The sequence below is a fragment of the Micromonospora sediminimaris genome (assembly GCF_016863575.1).
Classification (GTDB): domain Bacteria; phylum Actinomycetota; class Actinomycetes; order Mycobacteriales; family Micromonosporaceae; genus Micromonospora; species Micromonospora sediminimaris.
The window spans coordinates 49,643-68,752 of the sequence record NZ_BOPD01000024.1; the positions used below are offsets into that span (position 1 = coordinate 49,643).

The following is a 19,110-nucleotide window of genomic DNA, read 5'->3' on the forward strand; positions in this document are numbered from 1 at the left end:
ATGCCGAATACCGTTCGCAGGTGAAACGCGTCGCCAGGCCGGAACGCGGCCGGCCGTCGTCTGGGCCCGACGTGGACCGGCCAGGGACTTCGACACAGGGCTAGCACTGTCGCGGACTCAGTGGGGCATGGCTCAACTCGCTCGCACGGGGATAGCTCGGTATGCAGAATTGCCGCGTCACCGACACCGCGGCGGCGCGGCAGGCCAGCAGCACCGCTTCCGCAAGCGGCATGCCCGCCGCAATGCCGGCGGCCAGCGCGCCGACGAAGCCGTCGCCAGCGCCTGTCGTATCGACCACCTTCACCTCAGGCGCTGGCACGTGCATCTCACTGCCTTCGCGGATGACAAGCGCTCCCTGAGCGCCCACGGTCACCACCACGGTCGCGGTCCTGATCTGTCGGCGCAACTGCGCGGCCTCGGCGGAGAGGCCGCTGGGCGTGCTACCGGCGCGCTCGCCGATCAACCGTCGACACTCGGCGGCGTTGAGCACCACCAGGTCCGCGCGAGCCAGCAGTCGAGCGGCGTCCGGATCGGACCTCGGCTGGGTGAAGGGCTCAACCGGGCTCGGATTGAGCACCACGGTGACGCCGGGCACCGCGGCGGCGGCTGCTGCTGCCGACACCGCCACCGGAATCTCGCCCTGTAGCACCAGGACCGCACCCGGCCGCAACAGCGCGGCTCCTGCGGCGGCCACGTCAGCTGTGAGACCGTCCGCCGCACCAGCCCAGGTCATGATGTACTGCTGCCCACGGGAATCCAGGCAGATGAAGCTGCGTGCGGTGGGCGGATCTGTGCGTGGGCAAGCGGATACGTCCACCCCGTCGCGGGTCAGCGTGGCCAGCGCCTCGGCACCTTCCTGGTCTCCGCCCACCGCGCCGATGAAGCGTGCTCGCCCGCCGAGCCGTGCCGCGGCCACCGCTACGTTGGCAGCCTTGCCTCCGTGCGCGGACGCGGTGCCGGTCGCCGCCACAGTCTCGCCCACCGACGGCAGTCGATCACCGAAAATGTAGAAGTCGACGGTGTAGGCGCCGACCGCGAGGACTGTCACGGCAGGGGCCCGCTCATGGCGTGATTCCCAGTGCACACGGTGCGATGCTGCTCGCGTCGACCGTGACCTCGACGTGGGGATGTCGGTGGGCGAGCGTGACCGGCATCGACACGTCAGGTTCAGTGGTCAGGAGCAGCACTCGTACGATGTAGCGCTTCCAGGCGCCGCCATCGGTAATCAGGTGCAGCCGTCGCGCGGACAGGATCTCGGCCATCCCCACGGTCACCGCCATCCGGGGGATGGCCTGTGTGTAGCCACCGGTGGTGCGGTGTGAGTGCGCGACGATCGTGTCCTCCAGCAAGGTGACCACGCGGGTGGTGGACTCGGCGAACTCGTCCACGCTGTAGTGGTGCCAGCGGCTCGACGGCGGCTCGTTGAAGGCCAGGTGACCCCGGTATCCGAAGCCGGCGAAGCATGTGTCAGCGCCGCCGACCTCTGCCAGCCGGACGGCGAACTGATCCGGGGCGAACACGTCCGGGAAGATGATCTGGTCAGGATTCGGCCGCAGGTCCGGTCGGAGCAGGTTGTACAGATTGCGGTCGCAGAAGCCACGGAAGCTGAACGGATGGGTGGACGGCAGTGGCCGGCCCTGCCAGTCCAGGAACTCGTCCATGTGGAACGCGAAAACGTTGGCCCAGCTGATCCCCTCGGCATTGCAGATGTTCGCCAAGATGGGGTATTGCGCTTTCGGGCCGACCGGCAGTATCCACCGGGTGGGTGCACCGCGATCATTGTTGGTGCGTAGCTCATCCGCCATGTCTCGGGCGAGCCGCTCATACAGGTCGGCCGTGTCTCGGTGGATTGTCAGCGGGTAGCGGGAGACCTTTGCCAGCTCTTCGGCTGTCATCGTCAGGTTTTCATCGGTCAGCTCGTGCGCATACCGGGGATACCGAAACATATCACACTCCTCGCCAGATAAAATATCGGAGACCGGCGCTGAGATCAATGATTTCGATAAGGCAAGAAAAATCAAGGCGAATCACGCCGATTCGCCCAAGCCCCACTTATGCGCATCAACGAACCCTGTGGCAGCCCAGGCTGCGGCCAGGAGCCACTGGCGCATAGTTCAAATACGATAAAAACCACCCGTATGGTGTCGATCCACAACCATTTTCGAACGTTGACATCAGGCGATGATTCCACTAGCGTCACGCCCCAGTAACCGTACGTTAACCTGTTTCGGTGTCGTGGCCGCGTAACGATCTTGAGTCCACCGATACCTCGATTGAAGCGTGGATCGTTTCTCTTGCTGAGGAGTCGCACAGTCGTGAGCCAGCGAATTGCCCATTCGAAGATCACCAAGAAATTTCGGTCCAACAACAAGCAGCTCTTGTTCTCCAAGGGAAAGGGGGGCGAGGTCGAGGCTGTCGATGGAGCGACCTACCTTGACTTCGTCATGGGCTACGGGCCAGTGATTCTCGGCCACGCGACACCAGAATTCACCGAGCGGTTCAGCCGCTACCTGAGCAACGGCGTCATGATGCCCGGGTACTCGCGCTTTCATGAAGAATATCTGGATCGACTGCTCGCGCCACGGCCGGGTGCGCGGGGAGCCTTTTTCAAGACCGCTTCGGAGGCGATAACGGGCGCACTGCGTATCGCCGCGATGGAAACCGGTCGACTCGGTGTCATCCGCAGTGGGTACATAGGCTGGCACGACTCACAGGTCGCGAATTCGCTCAAGTGGCATGAGCCGCTGCATTCACCGTTTCGCCAGAAGCTCCGCTATGTCGACGGGATGCGCGGAGTCACTGGTGACGAGGCCGTGCACAACTGGGTCGACCTGCGACTGGAATCCCTCGCCGAGATCATCGACACTCACCGGGACCGGCTGGGCTGCTTCGTCTTCGATGCCTACCTGGCGTCGTTCACGACTCCCGCTGTGCTTGCCCAGGCACTCGCGATGTGCCACGAAGCGGGACTTCTCACTGTCTTCGACGAGACCAAGACCGGTGGCCGGATATCCCCTCTTGGCTACGCGCACGATCTCGGGCTGGAAACAGACCTCATCGTCATCGGCAAGGCGCTGGCGAACGGAGCGCCGATCAGCGTCCTGATCGGACGGCCCGAACTACTGATCCACGCTGAACGCGCCCGGCTCAGTGGCACCTTCTCCAAGGAGATGCTCGCAGCCTATGCCGCCCTGGCCGCCCGGGACATCCTGGAACAGCCGATCGGCGATTCGCCGGACGGCTGGGCCGAACTGGGACGAATCGGCACCAGAGTAGCGGAGACGTTCTCCCAGGCGGCCAAGTCGGCGGGCGTGGCCGGTTCGGTGTGGGCCCAACCGGTGCTCGGTGGAGGCATGTTCGAGTTGGTCTATTCCGACGACGTTCTCGGGGACAAGACCCGCCGGGAGAACCTGCTCGCCGCATTCGCGGCCAACGGAATCCTGCTGCTGGAGGGGCATCCGTCCTTCGTCTGCCTCGCCCACGGCCAGACCGACTGGGCCGACCTCGAGGACCGAGCCACTCGTGCGCTGCGCCTGTGGTCGACTGATGGCGAGGCAGATGATGAGTGACCCGCTGCGTCTCGCGCTGGTCGGCTGCGGCCGCCAGATGCGCCAGAACCTTCAACCGTTCCTGCATCGCCTGCCCGCCCACCAGACGGTGGCCTGCGTCGACCCCGATCCTGACCTGGTTGCGTCGATGGGCGCCGTCACCCGGGCGACCGTGTTGGCCGGTGCGGTCGAGGAACTCGATCTGAGCACCATCGACGCCGCCCTGATCGCGGTCCCCCCGATACCGTCCTTCCAGATCACCGACTACCTCGTGCGGCGGGGCGTCCACTGCTTCGTTGAGAAGCCGGCGGCTCCGTCGACCCCTGCCCTGAGGCAGCTCGACGAGGTGATCCAAGGTTCCGGTCTGCACGTCCAGGTGGGTTTCAACTTCCGGTATGCCGAAACCCTGCAGCATCTGCACGCGCTCACCGCTGCGGCGCGGCGCGCGCCGGTCGAGACGACCATCGACTTCTACAGTCGGCATCCGTCCGCGCCTCAGTGGGGGTGCGACACGACCCTGGAATCCTGGCTCCGGCAAAACGGGGTGCACGCTTTCGACCTGGCTCGCTGGTTCTCGCCCGCGCAGGTACGGCGGGTGGACGCGCACGCGATCCGCAACGGTGAACATCGCTTCCTCATCAACGTCACCCTGCGACACGAGGACGGTTCGCTGACCACCTTGCGGATGGGCAATCACACCAAGAGTTTCCTCGTGGGGCTCAGTGTGCACACGGTCGACGGCAGCCGGTTCACTGCCGGATCGCTGGAGCAGATCCGGCTCGACGTCGATGCCGGACGTCCTTCCGGAACGTTGCTGCACAGCACACGCAACCTCGACGACGGCTGGGCGCGCAGCGGCTTCGGGCCGGAACTCGCCGCGTTCCTCGACCACTGCCGCGGTAAGGCGCCGACGGACAAGCCCGCGCCGATCATCGGTGACGCGCTCGGTGCTTCGATACTCATCGACCAGGCCCTGGCTCAGCTCGGTTCAGCACCACACCTGACTGCTCCGGCAGGCGGAAACGGAAAGAGCCGCCGAGCCGATCGTGTGGAGGTGCGCTAGCATGGCCGACCGGACCGGCAGGGCTGGCACTCTGGGCTGGCTGTCGGTCCATCTTCGGCCGCAGGGCTGGCTGCTGTTGCTATTCACCGTCGCCACGGTGGCCGCGCACCTGCTCGCCACCCTGATACCGCTGTACGTGGGCCGTGCCTTCGACGAGCTGACTCGTCAAGACCCGGCCCTCACAGTGGTGGTGAACGCTGCGTTGGTGATCGCCGCGCTGGGCGTCGGACGGTTCCTGGCGGACCTGCTCTCCGCCGGATCGATGGAGATCGTCGCGCAGCGGGTCAAGCGGGATGCCCGCGACCAGCTCTTCCGCAGCCTGCTGGACAAGGGTCAGGCATTCCACGACCGGCAGCGGATCGGGGACATCCTGGCCCGCACCATCAACGACGCCCGACTCGTCGATTACCTGATCAGTCCCGGCGTCGCGACCGCCTTCAACGGAGTGATCGCGCTCGCTATCCCGATCATATTCATCGCCACGATGCGCGCGGAGCTGCTGCTGGCACCAGCGCTGCTCGTCACCGTGTTCACCTTCGCGCTTTGGCGGCACGTGCGCCGGTTGCATCCGTTGACCCGCAGGCTGCGGCGCAGGTTCACCGATCTCAACGAACAGTTCTCCGAGACTCTGACCGGTATGGCCACGGTGCAGGCATCCGGCCAGGAGCGGAACGAGCTCGCAAAGTTCGACACCGCAGCCACGGCGTACCGGGACGCCTATGTCCGGCGCGGTCACGCACAGGCCGTGTACCTGCCGGCCTTGGGTTTCGGGCTGGGTATGGCGGCAGGGGCGGTGCACTCGCTGGCACTCTTCTCCGCCGGTGAGCTGGCCCTTGCCCAGGTGATCACCTACCTCGGTTGGCTGGGTCTGTTCGCGGTGCCTATCTCGATGTCGGAGCAGTCCGTCCCGGTGATCCAGGAGGGATACGTGGCCTGCGCCCGGATGCACGAGTTGACCGATGCCGACTCCGACCAGCGTGAACAAACCGGCGGCACCACCGCGATGGTGACCGGAAGCGTGACCTTCGACCGGGTGAGCTTCACCTACCAGGGGCGGGTGATCCTGCGGGACGTGTCCTTCCACCTGCCTGCCGGCCGGACACTCGCCGTGGTCGGCCCGACGGGCAGCGGAAAGACCATGCTCACGAAGCTCGTCAACCGCACCTACGACGTCACCGGCGGGCGGGTTCTCATCGACGGGCGAGACATCTCGGACTGGCAGCCGGGCGCGCTGCGGCGGCAGATCGGAAACGTGCACCAGGACGCGTTCCTGTTCTCCAAGAGTGTGTTCGACAACGTCGCCTTCGGTGTCCACCGACCAGTCAGCTCGGACGAGGTGTCCAAGGTCGCTCAGCTTGCCCGCGCGGACGGATTCATCCGCCAACTGCCGCAGGGCTACGACACCGTACTCAACGAGGGTGGCAGCACCCTTTCCGGTGGCCAGCGGCAACGTCTGGTGATCAGCCGGGCTTTGATCGCCGACCCACCCATCCTCACGCTTGACGACGCGACCAGCGCGATCGACGCGCGGACCGCTCAAGAGATCACCGACGCGATCGACGCCCTGACCACCGGACGGACCACCATCCTCGTGTCGCACCGCCCTGACCAGATCCGGCGGGCCGACCTGATCCTGGTGCTCGACCGGGGAGAGGTGGCCGGCCTTGGCAGCCACGCCGAGCTGATCGATCACTGCGCGTTGTATCAGGAGATATACCGATGAGCGACCTCTTCGCCGGGTTGCATCCTGACGACTACGACCGGGTCTACCGTAACCGCGAGTTGATCGCCCGGATCGGCCACCGGCTGCGCCCGGGTACCCGGCGTATCGCGCTCGCCGTGGTCCTGACAGTGGGCGCTTCGATACTGACTTCAGCGGTTCCGGTGGCCATCGCCCGGATGATCGACCAGGTGCGTGATGGCAGCCATCTCACCTGGACGATCAGCGCGTTCGTCATCGTCGCCGCGGCGGCGGCATGGGCCATGAACTGGGGCCGGCAGCGGCTCATCGCCTGGCTGGTCGGTGACCTCGTGCTGCGATTGCAACGGGAGGTGGCAGAGGCGGCGCTGGCTCGGGACGCCTCTTTCCACGACCGGCATTCAGTGGGCAAGGTGCTGAGCCGGGTGACCGGCGACACCGAGTCCTTCAGCGCGGTCATGACGCTGACGCTGAACTTCTTCAGCCAGATGGTGCTGGTAGTGGTACTCGGGTCGGTGGTGTTCGCCGTCGACCCTCGTCTCGGCCTGATCCTGCTGGTCGTGACGCCCCTCCTGGTAGGCGTCGCGTTGCTGTTCCGCCGAATCGCCCGCGTCGCCGCCCTGCGCACCCGGCAGGTCATGGCCCAGGTCAACTCGACCGTGCACGAGTCGATGGTGGGCATCCTGATAGCCAAGAGCTTCGGCCGGGAGGAGAGCCTCTACCAGGACTTCCGGCGAGTGAACCGACTGTCCTATCTGGTCTACGTCCGGCAGGGCCTGATCTACACGGTCATCCTGCCGGTGCTGACCATGATCTCGGTGCTGGGCACCGCCGCGCTACTCGTCGGCGGCGGCAGCCTTGCCATCGATGGGAGCCTCTCCGCCGGGGACTGGTACTTCGCGCTGCACGCGCTCGGGCTGTTGTGGCTGCCGCTCACCCAGGCCGCCTCGTTCTGGAGCCTGTTCCAGCAGGGGCTGGCCGCCAGCGAACGGGTCTTCGCACTCATCGACAGCGAGGACAGCGTTCGGCAGACCGCCGCCGAGCCAGTCGCCGACCTGCGCGGCGAGATCGAGATCCGTGATCTGCGATTCGGGTACGGTTCCGGGGCGCCCGTCTTCGACCGGCTCAACCTGCGGATAGCCGCAGGCGAGACAGTGGCCGTCGTGGGACGTACCGGCGCGGGCAAGTCGACCCTCTCAAAACTGGTCCTTCGCGGGTACGAGTTTCAGCAGGGCGCGTTGCTCATCGACGGCCGCGACATCCGCCGACTGGACCTGGCCGAATACCGGCACCGGCTTGGCGTGGTGCCACAACTTCCGTTCATCTTCGCCGGCACCCTCGCCGAGAACATCGCCTACGCCCGGCCCGGCGCCGACCGGGCCGACGTGCAACGGGCGGTCGACCAACTCGGTGAAGTCTGGGCCCGCTGCATACCCTTCGCGCTGGACGATCAGATGGCCAGCCTCGGACGGGAACTGTCCACCGGCCAGCGCCAACTCATCGCGCTGGCCCGCATCTTCCTCAAACAACCGGCAATCCTGCTGCTCGACGAGCCGACCGCGAGCATCGATCCGCTCACCGAGGCTGGAATCCAGCAGGCGCTGACGCGGCTCATGGCCGACCGGACGGTCCTGGTGATCGCGCACCGGCTCGCCACCATCCGTCACGTGGACCGGCTACTGGTGCTCGACCACGGGCGGGTGGTCGAGGAGGGTGACTTCGACACGCTACTTGCCGCGGGTGGCCACTTCACCGACTTGTACGCCAGTTACTACGCCCATCAGCAGACCGGACGAGAGGCGGAACAACGCCAGTGGACGCGATCCTGACCAGCCTTGACCAACTGGGCCGAACTGCTGAGCGAGACGGCCTGACCTGTGTCGTCGGCGCGGTCATCCGCGATCCAGACGGGCGGGTGTACCTGCAACGCCGCGCGCCTCACGTCCGTCTCTTTCCGGATTGCTGGGACATCGTCGGCGGCCACGTGGAACCGGGGGAGACGTTACCCGCTGCATTGGCTCGCGAGGTCACCGAGGAGACTGGCTGGCGGCTCGACCGGATCACCGATGTGGTTCACGTATTCGATTGGACCGGTGCTGACGGACAACGCCGCAGGGAAGTCGACGTCCTGGCGACCGCCGATGGCGACCTTGGCCAGCCCCGCCTGGAAGCCGGCAAATTCACCGAGGGACGCTGGTTCGACGAGAAAGGTCTGCAGGAACTGCTGACGAAGGAAGAGGCCAGCGGTGATGCCGCCATGATCAAACTGGCTCTTCGGGCACTGACTTCGCAGCAAACCCGCCCCGGGGGAACGGTCCTGCCCTTGACGTCGCGATGAAGACGGGCCTGCTCGCGGTGCCGATCCGCTGGGAGCGATACCATCGGGGCGACGATCTACACCGTCCGATCGGTACACTCCCGAACAAGGTCCGGGGCCGCGCGCAGCACCCGGCGCTGATCAGAATCGGATGGAGATGCCATTGACCCGCGACGAGGCCGCACCCCCCGGAATCGACCTCACCGTCCCCAGCGTGGCGCGGGTCTACGACTACTTCCTGGGCGGTAAGGACAACTTCGAGGTCGACCGGAAGGTCGCCGAGCACGCCCTGCGGATCACTCCGGACGGGCCGGCCGCCGGCCAGGCAAACCGGGCCTTCCTGCGCCGGGTGATCCGGTTCCTCGTCGCCGAGGCCGGCATCGATCAGTTCCTCGACATCGGTTCGGGGCTGCCCACTCAGGGCAACGTGCACGAGGTCGCCGCCGAACACAACCCGAGCGCCCGGGTGGTGTACGTGGACAACGACCCGATCGTCCTGACGCACGGGCGGGCCCTGCTCGCCGCCGACGGCACGGCGACGGTGATCCAGGCCGACGTCCGGCGACCGCAGGAGATCCTCAACCATCCGGACGTCCGCCAGTTCCTCGACCTCGACCGGCCGATCGGGTTGCTGCTCTTCGCGATCCTGCACCACCTCGGCGACGACGAGGAGCCGCGAGCGGTGTCGGCCGAGTTGATCGAAGCGCTGCCGTCCGGCAGTTACGTGGCGATCTCGCACTTCCGTGATCCGGGCGAGCGGGACCCGGAGGGCTCCCGTAAGGCACGTGAGGTCGAACGGGTCTTCAACGAGTCGCTGGGCACCGGCCGCTGGCGTACCGATGAGGAGATCCTCTCCTTCGCCGACGGGCTGACGCTGCTGGAGCCGGGGCTGGTGCCGCTGGCCGAGTGGCGTCCCGATCCCGGCACGCCCGCGCCGAAACAGACCGACACCTACCACACCTTCGTCGGACTACTCGCCCGCAAGCCGTAGGCGGTGGCGACGGAGCCGCCGATCATCGCCGCCCGCGACGGCGGATGGTCGGTGGTTCCGCGCCTGTCACCGATCGGCGGCAGCAACTGCGACCTCGATTCGGTACGGCCGCTGGGCTGATGGGCATTCGACAGAGCATGCCTGCGATGGCGCATGATGCGAGAAGACGAAGCCTTGATAGGCAAGCGCCGGATTACCTATGGTTGACGGGTGCAGGTGCTCTACCGGGCGCTGGCCGACCTGACGCGGCGGCGGATCATGGACGAGCTCGCTCTCGCCGACGGTCTGAGCCTGTTCGAGATCCATAGCCGCTTGTTCGCGGAACATGGCACCACCTCGACCCGACAGGCGATCTCCCAGCATCTGGCCGTACTGGAAGAGGCCGGCCTGGTCTGGTCCGAACGGGTCGGCCGCACCAAGGTCCATCATCTCGACACCGCACCACTGCGCTCGATCATCGAGCGGTGGCCACTGAGCGAATAGGAGAACGCACGTGAGTACCCCACCGACTCCGGACGAGAAGGACGCGCAGGGCCGCAAGACGGGCCTCTGGACCGACCCGGATCCGCACGGCGGTGTGATGGTCGGCGAGTATGTCGAGGGCGAGCGGCAGGGCACCTGGAAGCACTTCTTCGCCGACGGCAGGTTGCGTGCGGAGGGCGGCTTCGACAACGGGACCGTGCACGGCGAGTGGGTGTGGTATCGCTCGTCCGGCGGGATCATGCAGCGAGGTGGATTCGACCACGGACGCAAGCACGGCACGTGGACGAGGTGGAACGCCGCCGGTGAGCTGATCGACCGGGGTGACTACGCCAGCAACAAGAAGGTCGGCGAGTGGACGACCTTCAACCCCGACGGCACGGTGAAGCGTACGGTGACCCACGCCGCCCGCCGCTGACGGCCGGGCCCGGATCGGGCATCGCGCCGCTGCTGGAGACCCCGGTCGACAACCTCGGCGAAAGTGCGGCCTCCCGCTCCCGGCAAACCGCGCTTTCGCCGAAGTTGCATACCCGTACCGCGCGGGCCGGTGGGCCTGATCATCCCCGGGGCTGGTCCAGGTACCTCTCGATCCGGTCGGCGGCCGCCGGCGGGCCGCCGGCCGTCAGGATCTCGTGTCGCATCCGATCGACCCGCTCGCCCAGCGCCGGGTCGTCGTGGAGCCGTTGCACGGTGGCCCGGATCGTTGCCGGCTCGACCTGCTCCGGCGTCAGTTCGTAGCCGAGCCCCAGCTCGACGACGCGGCGCGCCGACGGTGCGGCCTCGGTCGCGAAGTGCGGCACCAGAACCAGCGGTACGCCGGCTGCCAGGGATTCCAGCACGGCGCCGGTCGTACCGTGGGTGACGCAGGCCTCCGCGTGCGGCAGGACCTCGTGGAACGGGATCCACGGGTGGGCCTCCGCGTTCGGCGGCAGTGGCTCCAGCACGGTGGGGTCGAGGAAGGTGCCGATCGCCAGCACGGTCTGCCACCGGGTACCGGCGAACGCCTCGGCGCAGGTCCGGAAGAACTCGGGATGCTCGTTGAACTGGTTGCCGAGCGACACCAGGATCACCGGAGTGTCCGGAGTGGGCGGCTGCCAGCCGGTGCGTACCGGCCGGTCGGTAAGCGTCGGTCCGACGAAGGCGAAACGGTCGTCGTCGAAGGTTTCCGAGAAGGGCTGGAAGGACTTCGGCAGGAACGTGATGTTGAGGTCCTCGATCTCGTTCCAGAATTGACGGACCGGGGTGCGCAACCCGTAGCGGGCGAGCAGATCGACGATCACGTCGTTGATCTCCGGCACGTCCGCGGGGTGGCGCTGACCGTGGCTCTTCCACAGCTCCTCGAAGAACGAGTAGTGCTCGTTGGCGGTGAAACCGGCGCTGAGGCGGACGGCCGGACGACGCCACCGGGTAGCCAGCAACCGGCCGGCGATGAACGGGAAGACGTCGTAGACCACGAGATCCGGGATGTCGTCGGCGAGCCCGTCCTCGGCGGCGCGCAGGATGGCCTCGTTCTCCCGGACGTACACCAGGTGCAACTGGGTTTCCGCGTCCGCCTTGGTGATGACGTCGGGCACGTGGAAGGTGTCGAACTCGGACTTGTACGGCACCACGGTGGCGCCGGCTGCGGTCACCACGTCGGCGAAGAGCGGGGTGGTGACGTAGCTGATCCGGTGGCCACGCCGAACCAGCTCGCTCACCAGGCCGAGCGAGGGGTAGACGTGTCCGTGTCCCTGGACGTTGGCGAAGAGAATGTGCCGCCGTTGGTGCATCTGCTCACTCCCGCGATCCGGTGAGCTTTCAATGTATATAGCTGCGCTGTCGGGCGGGCTAGCCCTCGGGTCGGTCCCGCGCATAGACGGCAAGCTCAGAGACATGCGGCGACGACGAGCTTCCTAAGGTGTCTGTAGACGGCTTTCGCTGGGGAATGGAGGATCCGTGACACCTGCCGCGAGAACCAGATGGTCCGGCCTGATCTCCTCCCTGAACGGCCGGCACCACCGGCTAGCGCTTGCGATTTATATGGCTGTGGTGGTGGCTCACTGGGCGGAACACCTCGTGCAGGCGTACCAGATCTGGGTTCTCGGTTGGGCACGCCCGGAGGCACGCGGCGTGCTGGGGATGCCGTTCCCCTGGCTGGTCAGCTCCGAGTGGCTGCACTACGGGTACGCCATCGTGATGTTGGTCGGGCTCTTTCTGCTGCTGCCGGGCTTCACCGGCCGCGCGAAGGCGTGGTGGACGGTGGCCCTCGCCCTACAGTTCTGGCACCACATCGAGCACGCGCTGCTGCTGATCCAGGCGCACAGCAGTTTCCGGATCGCCGGCGAGGAAGGTCCGGTCAGCATCCTGCAACTGGTGGTGCCCCGGGTGGAACTGCACCTGTTCTACAACTCGGTCGTCTTCATCCCGATGCTGTTCGCGATGTACCTGCACCTGCGCCCCAACGAGACCGAGCGGGCGGCCATGCGCTGTTCGTGCGCCGGTCGCCTGGTCAACCCGCGTCAGCCGGCCGCAGTCGTCGGACGCTGATCGGGCGGGATGTCCACCACCGGCCGCATCTACGTCGGCTCCGCCATCTGCCTGGCGGCGCTGGTGGCCGTGCTGGCGCTGGTCGGCCGGGCCGGCACCGAATCGGAAGCGGGGCGGGCGGTCGAGGTGCTCTCGATGGAACCGGCCGACGGGGCGGTCCTGCCGGACCTGCCGACCACGGTACGCATCCGGGTCGCTGGTGAGCCTGACCCCGGTCGTTCGCACATCGTGGTCTACGACGCCGATCGGATCCGGTTGAACACCGGGCCGGCCGTGCCCGACGGCGACGACGGTCTGCGGCAGCAGGTCGCCGTGACCCGGCCCGGTCAACTCGCGGTGGCGTACCACGTGGTGACCGTCGACGGGCGTACCGCCTCGGGCATCGCCCGCCTCACCGTCGGCTCTCCGAACGCTGCGGCGCCCGCCGGTCCGGCGGACGCGACCGACGACGGGGCGCACGCCCACGGGGTGGACCCGATGGGCGCCGCCCTGCTGGCGCTGGACGGCCTCGTGCTGCTCGCCGTGGTGATCCTGCTCCTGCGCCGCCCCACGCGTGGCGCCGCCTGACCGTCCGCCGCCCGCCATGCGCCTGGGCAGAGCAGAACCGACGCCGTCAGGCGGCGCGAGCCGGCGCGACTCGTGGCCGTCGCCCCGGTCCAGAATGGGACATTGCGCGAGTTCTGGCTGCTAAAGTCCTCGGGTGCCGCCGGATCGAGTCCGGTGTGAGGGTGCACCCGCAGGAAGGCCACGAGGGCAATGAACAGGATCTTCGACGGGCTCCAGGACACCGACCGCGAGTTGCGGGAACACCCGGACGGCATGAGCATCCTGGTGCTCCGGCGCAGCTACGACGCCTCCCCGGAAGAGGTGTGGGACGCCATCACCGATCCGCAGCGCCTGGTGCGCTGGTTCCTGCCAGTCGCCGGTGAGCTCCGGGCCGGTGGACGCTTCCAGTTGGAGGGCAACGCCAGCGGTGAGATCCGCCGGTGCGAGCGGCCCAGCCTGATCGGCCTGACCTGGGAGTCGGGCGGTGGCAGCAGCGAGGTTCAGCTACGACTCACCCCGGACGGCGAGTCCACAGTCCTGGAACTGGAGCACGCGCCGGTGCCGGCGGACATCGTGCCGAACGCCGGTCCCGGCCTCTGGGGGCTGGGCGCGGGCTGGGAGATGGGCCTGCTGGCGTTGGGTGACTACCTGGCCGGCGACCTGCCCGAGGGGCGGGCGGTCGACTGGATCGCCACCGCCGGGCCGGAGCAGGTGGCGGCGGCCACGGCGACGGCCGACCGGATCGGCGGCGCGTGGGAGAAGCTGATCACCGGACGGCCGTGACCAGGGCCGGTCCGATGCCGGAGTACGCCGCCGGGGTCGCGGCGGAGAACGACCGGGACGCGGACTGGCCAGCTCGACGTCGCGGGGCTCGCCCGACACCCGCTCGGGTCACCAGGCGACCGGTAGGGCGTACAACCCGAAGATGTTGCCGTCCTCCTTGAGCGGAAGGTCGGCAACCTCCGTCGTGAGTCTCAGGCCGGGCAGCCGCCGGAACAGGCGACTGAGCGCGACCTCCAGCTCCAACCGAGCAAGATGCTGACCCGGGCAGACGTGCCGGCCGTAGCCGAAGGCGAGGTGCGCGCGGGCGTCCCGGTCCGGGTCGAACTCGTCGGGGTGCTCGAACACCGCCGGATCACGGTTAGCTGCCTGCCCCAGCGCCACCACCCCCTCGCCCGCCCCGATGGTCACCCCGCCGATCGTGACCTCGGCGGTGGCGGTGCGGGCCGTCGCCGCCTCGACCACGGTGAAGTACCGCAGCAGTTCCTCCACGGCGGCCGGGAACCGCTCGGGCTCGGCGCGTAGCCGGGCCAGCCGTGCCGGATGAGTGAGCAGGGCCAGCACACTCAACGCGATCATGTTGGACGTGGTGACGTGCCCGGCGACCAGCAGCACGAACGCCATGCTCACCACGGCCTCGTGGTCCACGTCACCGGCGCTGCGCTGCTGCTGGAGCAGCCGGCTGAGCACGTCGTCGCCGGGACGGCGCTCCTTGTCGGTGACCACCACGTCGAGAAAGTCGCGGATCTCCCGGGCACAGCGGGCGCGTTCGTCAGCCGGCGCGCTCCGGCGGAACATCAGCGTCGAACGGCGCTCGAAGAACTCGTGCTCGCCGTAGGGCACGCCGAGCACCTCACAGATCACCTGTGACGGCACCGGGTAGGCGAACGTCGACACCAGATCGGCGCCGGGCGCGGCAGCGACCAACGCGTCGAGGTGGGTGTCGACCACCCGTTCGACAAGCGCCCGTAACTGCCGGACCCGGCGTACGGAGAACTCGTCGACGATCTGTCGGCGGACGATGGCGTGCTCGGGCGGGTCCAGCCAGTTCAAGGGTGGGCGGAAGTTCGCGAACGACGCCTGCCGCTGGCTTTCCGTGGTCGGGGCGAACTTCGGGAAACCGGGCCGACGTCGGTCCGCGCTCATCCGGGGGTCGCTGAGCACCTGCCGGACGTCGGCGTGCCGGGAGACCACCCAGGCCGTGTCACCGCCGAGCATCGGCAGCCGGACGACCGGGTGCTCGGCGCGTAGTCGCGCGTACTCGGCAGGGGGGCTGAAGGGGCAGCGCCGAGGCAGCGGAAACGCGTCGATGCCCGGATCGGTCGACCCTGACGGCACCGCAGCGCCGGGCTGGCCGCCGGTCGGCGGGCTCTGGTACCCGGTCATGTCAGCGCCCGCAGACAGAGCAGCAGGCTGCGCGCCTCTATGTTGACCTGGTAGCTGAACGCGGTCATCGCGGTGAGCTGGCGCAGGGTCACCCAGGTGTAGTCCGGTGGGGTCACGGCCGGGAACTCCGGACCCACCTCCACCACCAGGTGCCGCGTCACCGCGTGGTGGAACCGGCCCCCCTCCTCGGACTGGAGGACGTCGTAATGCACCTGGACCCGGTCGGAACAGACCAGATCCAGGTAGGTGGGGCGGTGCGCGCCGGTGAAGTTGTCCGGAGTGCACTGCACGGTCGGGCCAAGCTCCACGATGTCCCGGTAGCCGGGTCGTAGGTCGGCGTGGGCGAGCACGTGCAGAACGCCGCCGAGACGCCGGACGACGAAGGCGACCAGCCCGGTGCCGCAGGGGGCCAGGAGCGGCTGCCGCCACTGGGCCACCTCCCGGTTGCTGGCCCGCACGGCACGTCCGACGATTCGAAAGAACCGGCCGGAGCGGTGCCGGATTTCGGCGTCGCCTCGGTGCCAGTCGCGTACCTGCCGCAGCGGCACCTGGTGAGCCACCAGGGTCCGGCCGGCCTTGTTGGCGGTCAACCAGTTGCGGACCTGGAGCAACGGCTGCCACGCCGCATCGTCGTCAGCCAGCGAGGACCGCGCGACGGCGGCGGCGATGCCCGGGTCGGCGGGGTCGGCCGCGACCGCGTGGCCGGGCAGGCAGGAGAGCACGGTACGGGCGTCCATGTTGACGAGGTTCGGCCGGTGCAGCAGGTCGTGGATCTGGCCGAGGGTGAGCCACACGAAGTCCGGGTGCGGTTCGATGTCGTCGGTCACCTCGACGACGATGTTGCGGTTACGTTTGCCGCGGAACCACGAACCCTGCTCCGACTGGAGCACGTCGACCAGCACTCGTCCACGCCCGGGTTCCAGGAAGTACTCCACGTACCGGGACCGTGCGCCCCGGTGTGTCCGCAGGTAGTTGCTGGGGGTGGACTGCACGGTGGGGGAGAACTGGATGCCGTTGACGTTGCCTGGCTCCATCTTGGCCTGGAGGAGGAAGTGCAGCACACCGTCGATCTCACGGGCCAGGATGCCGAGGATGGCCCGGTCCGGCTGGTGGATGATCGGCTGCCACCACTCGTCGACCGGCCCACCGTCGGTGCGGACGTGCAGGCCCTCGACGCTGAAGAACCGGCCGCTGTCATGCACCAGGTCACCGCTGTGCGGCGCGAACGACCACCCGGTCAGCTCGGCGAACGGCACCTCGGTGATCTCGAAGGGGTTGGCCCGGGCCCGCGCGTCCAGCCACGCCTCCAAATCAGCGACCGGACGCGGGCGGTGTCGTGCCGACCGGGCCAGCCGGGCGGCGAGGTGGTCCCGGTCGGCGTGCCCCGGACGAGGTCGGGCTTCTGTGTGCGGCAGGACCATGGCTACTCCAAAGGTTGACCCTGGTGGGTGGCGGCGACCCGACCGGTCGAAGGGTCACCCACCGGCCAGGGGCGGAACGATGGCCACCGTGCTGTCGGCGGGGGCGGCCACCCGGGATCGGTCGGTGGCCTCGACGAGGTCACCGTCGAGGTAGACGTTGTAGTAGGTCAGGGGCTCACCGTCGTCGTCGAGCAGCCGCCGCCGGTAGTGCGGGTAGGACTCGACGAACTCCCGGATGACGTCGCGGACGGTGCCTTCGTGACACGCGAACGTCTTCTGCCCACGGTGGGCCCAGCCCGCCGACAGCAGCACCGTGACCATTTGCTACCTCCCGTGGTGTTCGGCGCCGGACTCGGGCGCGTCGTCGGCGCAGCGGAAGCCGAGAGCGAAGTTGGACCAGCCGGTGGGGTCTCCGTAGAGCCGCTCCGCGCATCGGACCTGGTAGCGGAAATTCATCCAGGAGCCGCCCCGGATCGCCCGGAACCGGCCCATCACCAGGTGGATGGTGGGGTCGCAGCGGGTCTCGGGCGCGTACAGGTGGGCGGTGGTGGAGGTCCACTCGTACACGTTGCCCGTCATGTCGGCGCAGCCGTCGGGGCTGTCGCCGTGCGGTGAGAACGCGCCCACCGGTGTGGTCTGCGGCACCGGGCCCTGGGCGTTGTGGATCCCCGACCACCACTTCCGCCACTCATCGAGCCCGCGGAGGCTGCCGCCGGTCCACTCGGCGGTGTTGGCCCGGGTCGGGTCCCAGGTGTCGCCCCAGGGCCAGAGCCGGTACGCCCGCCCGGTCGCCGCCCGTTCCCACTCCGACTCGGTCGGTAGCCGTTTGCCCGCCCACGTCGCATATGCCTCGGCGTCCGGGTACGAGATGTGCACGACCGGGTGGTCGCCGCGGTTGCGGACGCCACTGCCGTAGCCGGCCGGACGGTGCCAACACGCGCCCTCGCGGATCTCCCAGTAGTCGCTGTAGACCATGCTGCCGCCGGCCCGCTCCGCCGAGGTCACGTACCCGGTGCGGGCGACGAAGTCGGCGAACTCGGTGACCGTCACCGGGTACCGGTCGATGAGGTAGTCGCGCAGGGTCACCGGTCGCTGCGGCGTCTCGTCGGTGAACCAGTCCCGGGGGAAGGCCTGCCCCTCGGCCTCCAGCCAGTCCAACGTCCGCTCCGGGGAACCTTGGAGGAACGTGCCACCGGGAACGCGGACCATCGTGGCCCGGGCCGGTGGGGCGGTTGGCCCGGTGGTGTGCAGGTCACCCAGGCTGGTCATGGCTGCGTTCCGTCCGTCACCGGCGTCGCCTCGAGTACGCACATCACGCTCGGCGCCGGGCAGGGCGCGACGGAATCCAGCTGGAAACCCGCCGCGCGCAACAGCTCCCGGAACTCGGCCACGGTGCGTTCCCGGCCGCCGTGGCACACCATCATGTTCAGGTCGTTCATGACCACCTGAGCGACGCTCGGGCTGGTGCTGACGGTCGGTGGCATGACGGACTCCACGAGCAGGATCCGGCTGTCCGGGCGGGTCGCTCGGTGGACGGTCCGCAGCACCGCCACGCACTCGTCGTCGTCCCAGTCGTGCAGGACGCTCTTGAGCAGGTAGGCGTCCGCGCCCGACGGCACCGACCGGAAGAAGTCCCCGGACCGGACCTCGCAGCGGTCGGCCACGCCCTGCGCGGTGAGCGTGCGCGCGGTGTCGGCCACGCCGTCGGGGGTGTCGAAGACCGTGCCCCGCAGCCGTGGGTACGCGGCGAGCAGCCCGGCGAGCAGGTCCCCGCTGCCACCGCCCACGTCCACCACGGTTTCCAGGTCGGAGAAGTCGTACGCGGACATCAGCGTCGGCACGAACGCCCGGGAACCCTCCGCCATTGCCGCGTTGAACGCCGCCTGCCGCTGGGGGTTCGCGGCGAGGTAGGCGAAGCAGCTCTGCCCGTGCGCATGCTCCCAGGCCACCTCGCCGGTGCGGACGCCGTGTTCGAGCTGCCCCCAGGCGGCCCAGCTCTCCGGCCCGGAGAGCAGCAGCACCAGTTCCCGCATCGACCCGATGGCGTCCGACCGCAGCAGCTCGCCCTGTTCGGTGAGGACGAAGATCCCGGGCTCCGGCTCCTCCAGTACCTCCAGGAACACCAGCGCGCGCAGGAGCCGCCGCAGTGACGGCGCGTGCGTGTCGGTGGCCTCGGCCAGCGCGGCGACGTCGGCCTTACCGTCGGCGAGCAGGTCCGGTATCCGGAGCCGGGCGGCGACGTGCAGCGTCTGGGCGGTGAAGAAGCCGTAGATCAGGTGTTGCATCCGGTGCCGCAGCCCGGGCTGGGTGATGCTCGTGGTCGGTGCCATGCGGTCCTCCGGTGGGGCGCGTC

The 19,110-nt window shown here is 68.2% G+C and carries 19 protein-coding genes; 11 read left to right on the top strand and 8 right to left on the bottom strand.

Going from position 1 to position 19,110, the window contains the following annotated elements; all coding sequences use genetic code 11:
- Positions 1-100: 100 nt before the first annotated feature.
- Both Vse01_RS19685 and Vse01_RS19690 read right to left on the bottom strand, forming a co-directional pair.
- Positions 101-1,048: a PfkB family carbohydrate kinase gene (locus Vse01_RS19685; protein WP_170863594.1), complete on the bottom strand. Its 948-nt coding sequence runs from the start codon at positions 1,046-1,048 to the stop codon at positions 101-103.
- Between the two features lie 13 nt (positions 1,049-1,061).
- Entirely contained in the window at positions 1,062-1,946 is an 885-nt protein-coding gene (locus Vse01_RS19690; RefSeq protein ID WP_093409592.1) for a sugar phosphate isomerase family, read from the bottom strand.
- A 369-nt stretch (positions 1,947-2,315) separates the two neighbouring features.
- Between Vse01_RS19690 and Vse01_RS19695 the strand changes: the two genes are divergently transcribed.
- The 8 genes from Vse01_RS19695 (at position 2,316) to Vse01_RS19730 (ending at position 10,516) form a co-directional block, all read left to right on the top strand.
- Positions 2,316-3,569, top strand: coding sequence for an aminotransferase class III-fold pyridoxal phosphate-dependent enzyme (locus Vse01_RS19695; protein WP_170863593.1), 1,254 nt, complete (start codon positions 2,316-2,318; stop codon positions 3,567-3,569).
- Positions 3,562-4,611: a Gfo/Idh/MocA family protein gene (locus tag Vse01_RS19700; protein WP_204019258.1), complete on the top strand. Its 1,050-nt coding sequence runs from the start codon at positions 3,562-3,564 to the stop codon at positions 4,609-4,611. Before Vse01_RS19695 ends, Vse01_RS19700 begins: the two co-directional genes overlap by 8 nt.
- Position 4,612: 1 nt before the next feature.
- Positions 4,613-6,334, top strand: a complete 1,722-nt coding sequence (locus Vse01_RS19705) for an ABC transporter ATP-binding protein (RefSeq protein ID WP_093409585.1) — start codon at positions 4,613-4,615, stop codon at positions 6,332-6,334.
- The gene (locus Vse01_RS19710; protein ID WP_093409582.1) at positions 6,331-8,139 is read left to right on the top strand and encodes an ABC transporter ATP-binding protein; all 1,809 of its coding nucleotides are present in this window, start codon (positions 6,331-6,333) and stop codon (positions 8,137-8,139) included. Before Vse01_RS19705 ends, Vse01_RS19710 begins: the two co-directional genes overlap by 4 nt.
- Positions 8,124-8,648, top strand: a complete 525-nt coding sequence (locus tag Vse01_RS19715) for an NUDIX hydrolase (protein ID WP_232511415.1) — start codon at positions 8,124-8,126, stop codon at positions 8,646-8,648. The genes Vse01_RS19710 and Vse01_RS19715 overlap by 16 nt, the downstream gene beginning before the upstream one ends.
- 130 nt (positions 8,649-8,778) lie before the next feature.
- Positions 8,779-9,618, top strand: coding sequence for an SAM-dependent methyltransferase (locus Vse01_RS19720; RefSeq protein ID WP_239104290.1), 840 nt, complete (start codon positions 8,779-8,781; stop codon positions 9,616-9,618).
- Positions 9,619-9,828: 210 nt separating this feature from the next.
- A complete protein-coding gene (locus Vse01_RS19725) occupies positions 9,829-10,101 on the top strand; it encodes an ArsR/SmtB family transcription factor (RefSeq protein ID WP_093409579.1) in 273 nt (90 codons plus the stop codon).
- Between the two features lie 10 nt (positions 10,102-10,111).
- The gene (locus tag Vse01_RS19730; RefSeq protein ID WP_093409577.1) at positions 10,112-10,516 is read left to right on the top strand and encodes a toxin-antitoxin system YwqK family antitoxin; all 405 of its coding nucleotides are present in this window, start codon (positions 10,112-10,114) and stop codon (positions 10,514-10,516) included.
- Between the two features lie 139 nt (positions 10,517-10,655).
- On the opposite strand, the gene Vse01_RS19735 is transcribed toward Vse01_RS19730, so the two are convergent.
- On the bottom strand, positions 10,656-11,867 hold the full coding sequence (locus tag Vse01_RS19735; RefSeq protein ID WP_093409574.1) for a macrolide family glycosyltransferase: 1,212 nt from the start codon (positions 11,865-11,867) through the stop codon (positions 10,656-10,658).
- Positions 11,868-12,117: 250 nt separating this feature from the next.
- Between Vse01_RS19735 and Vse01_RS19740 the strand changes: the two genes are divergently transcribed.
- From Vse01_RS19740 to Vse01_RS19750, 3 genes are all read left to right on the top strand, one after another.
- Positions 12,118-12,624 carry a hypothetical protein gene (locus Vse01_RS19740; protein WP_239104293.1) on the top strand — a complete coding sequence of 169 codons (507 nt, stop codon included), beginning with the start codon at positions 12,118-12,120 and terminating at the stop codon, positions 12,622-12,624.
- A 9-nt stretch (positions 12,625-12,633) separates the two neighbouring features.
- Positions 12,634-13,191 carry a copper resistance CopC family protein gene (locus tag Vse01_RS19745; RefSeq protein ID WP_093409571.1) on the top strand — a complete coding sequence of 186 codons (558 nt, stop codon included), beginning with the start codon at positions 12,634-12,636 and terminating at the stop codon, positions 13,189-13,191.
- 189 nt (positions 13,192-13,380) lie between these two features.
- Entirely contained in the window at positions 13,381-13,953 is a 573-nt protein-coding gene (locus Vse01_RS19750) for an SRPBCC family protein (protein WP_093409569.1), read from the top strand.
- Between the two features lie 108 nt (positions 13,954-14,061).
- Here the strand turns inward: Vse01_RS19750 and Vse01_RS19755 are convergent, their stop codons facing one another.
- From Vse01_RS19755 to Vse01_RS19775, 5 genes are read right to left on the bottom strand one after another with little or no spacing between them, the layout of a single operon-like run.
- Entirely contained in the window at positions 14,062-15,336 is a 1,275-nt protein-coding gene (locus tag Vse01_RS19755) for a cytochrome P450 (protein WP_093409567.1), read from the bottom strand.
- The gene (locus tag Vse01_RS19760) at positions 15,333-16,757 is read right to left on the bottom strand and encodes an NDP-hexose 2,3-dehydratase family protein (protein ID WP_093409564.1); all 1,425 of its coding nucleotides are present in this window, start codon (positions 16,755-16,757) and stop codon (positions 15,333-15,335) included. The genes Vse01_RS19755 and Vse01_RS19760 overlap by 4 nt, the downstream gene beginning before the upstream one ends.
- 54 nt (positions 16,758-16,811) lie before the next feature.
- The gene (locus tag Vse01_RS19765) at positions 16,812-17,078 is read right to left on the bottom strand and encodes a MoaD/ThiS family protein (RefSeq protein ID WP_093409562.1); all 267 of its coding nucleotides are present in this window, start codon (positions 17,076-17,078) and stop codon (positions 16,812-16,814) included.
- 3 nt (positions 17,079-17,081) lie between these two features.
- Positions 17,082-18,026: a formylglycine-generating enzyme family protein gene (locus tag Vse01_RS19770; protein ID WP_093409559.1), complete on the bottom strand. Its 945-nt coding sequence runs from the start codon at positions 18,024-18,026 to the stop codon at positions 17,082-17,084.
- Positions 18,023-19,087 carry a methyltransferase gene (locus Vse01_RS19775; protein ID WP_093409557.1) on the bottom strand — a complete coding sequence of 355 codons (1,065 nt, stop codon included), beginning with the start codon at positions 19,085-19,087 and terminating at the stop codon, positions 18,023-18,025. Before Vse01_RS19775 ends, Vse01_RS19770 begins: the two co-directional genes overlap by 4 nt.
- Between the last annotated feature and the right edge of the window lie 23 nt (positions 19,088-19,110).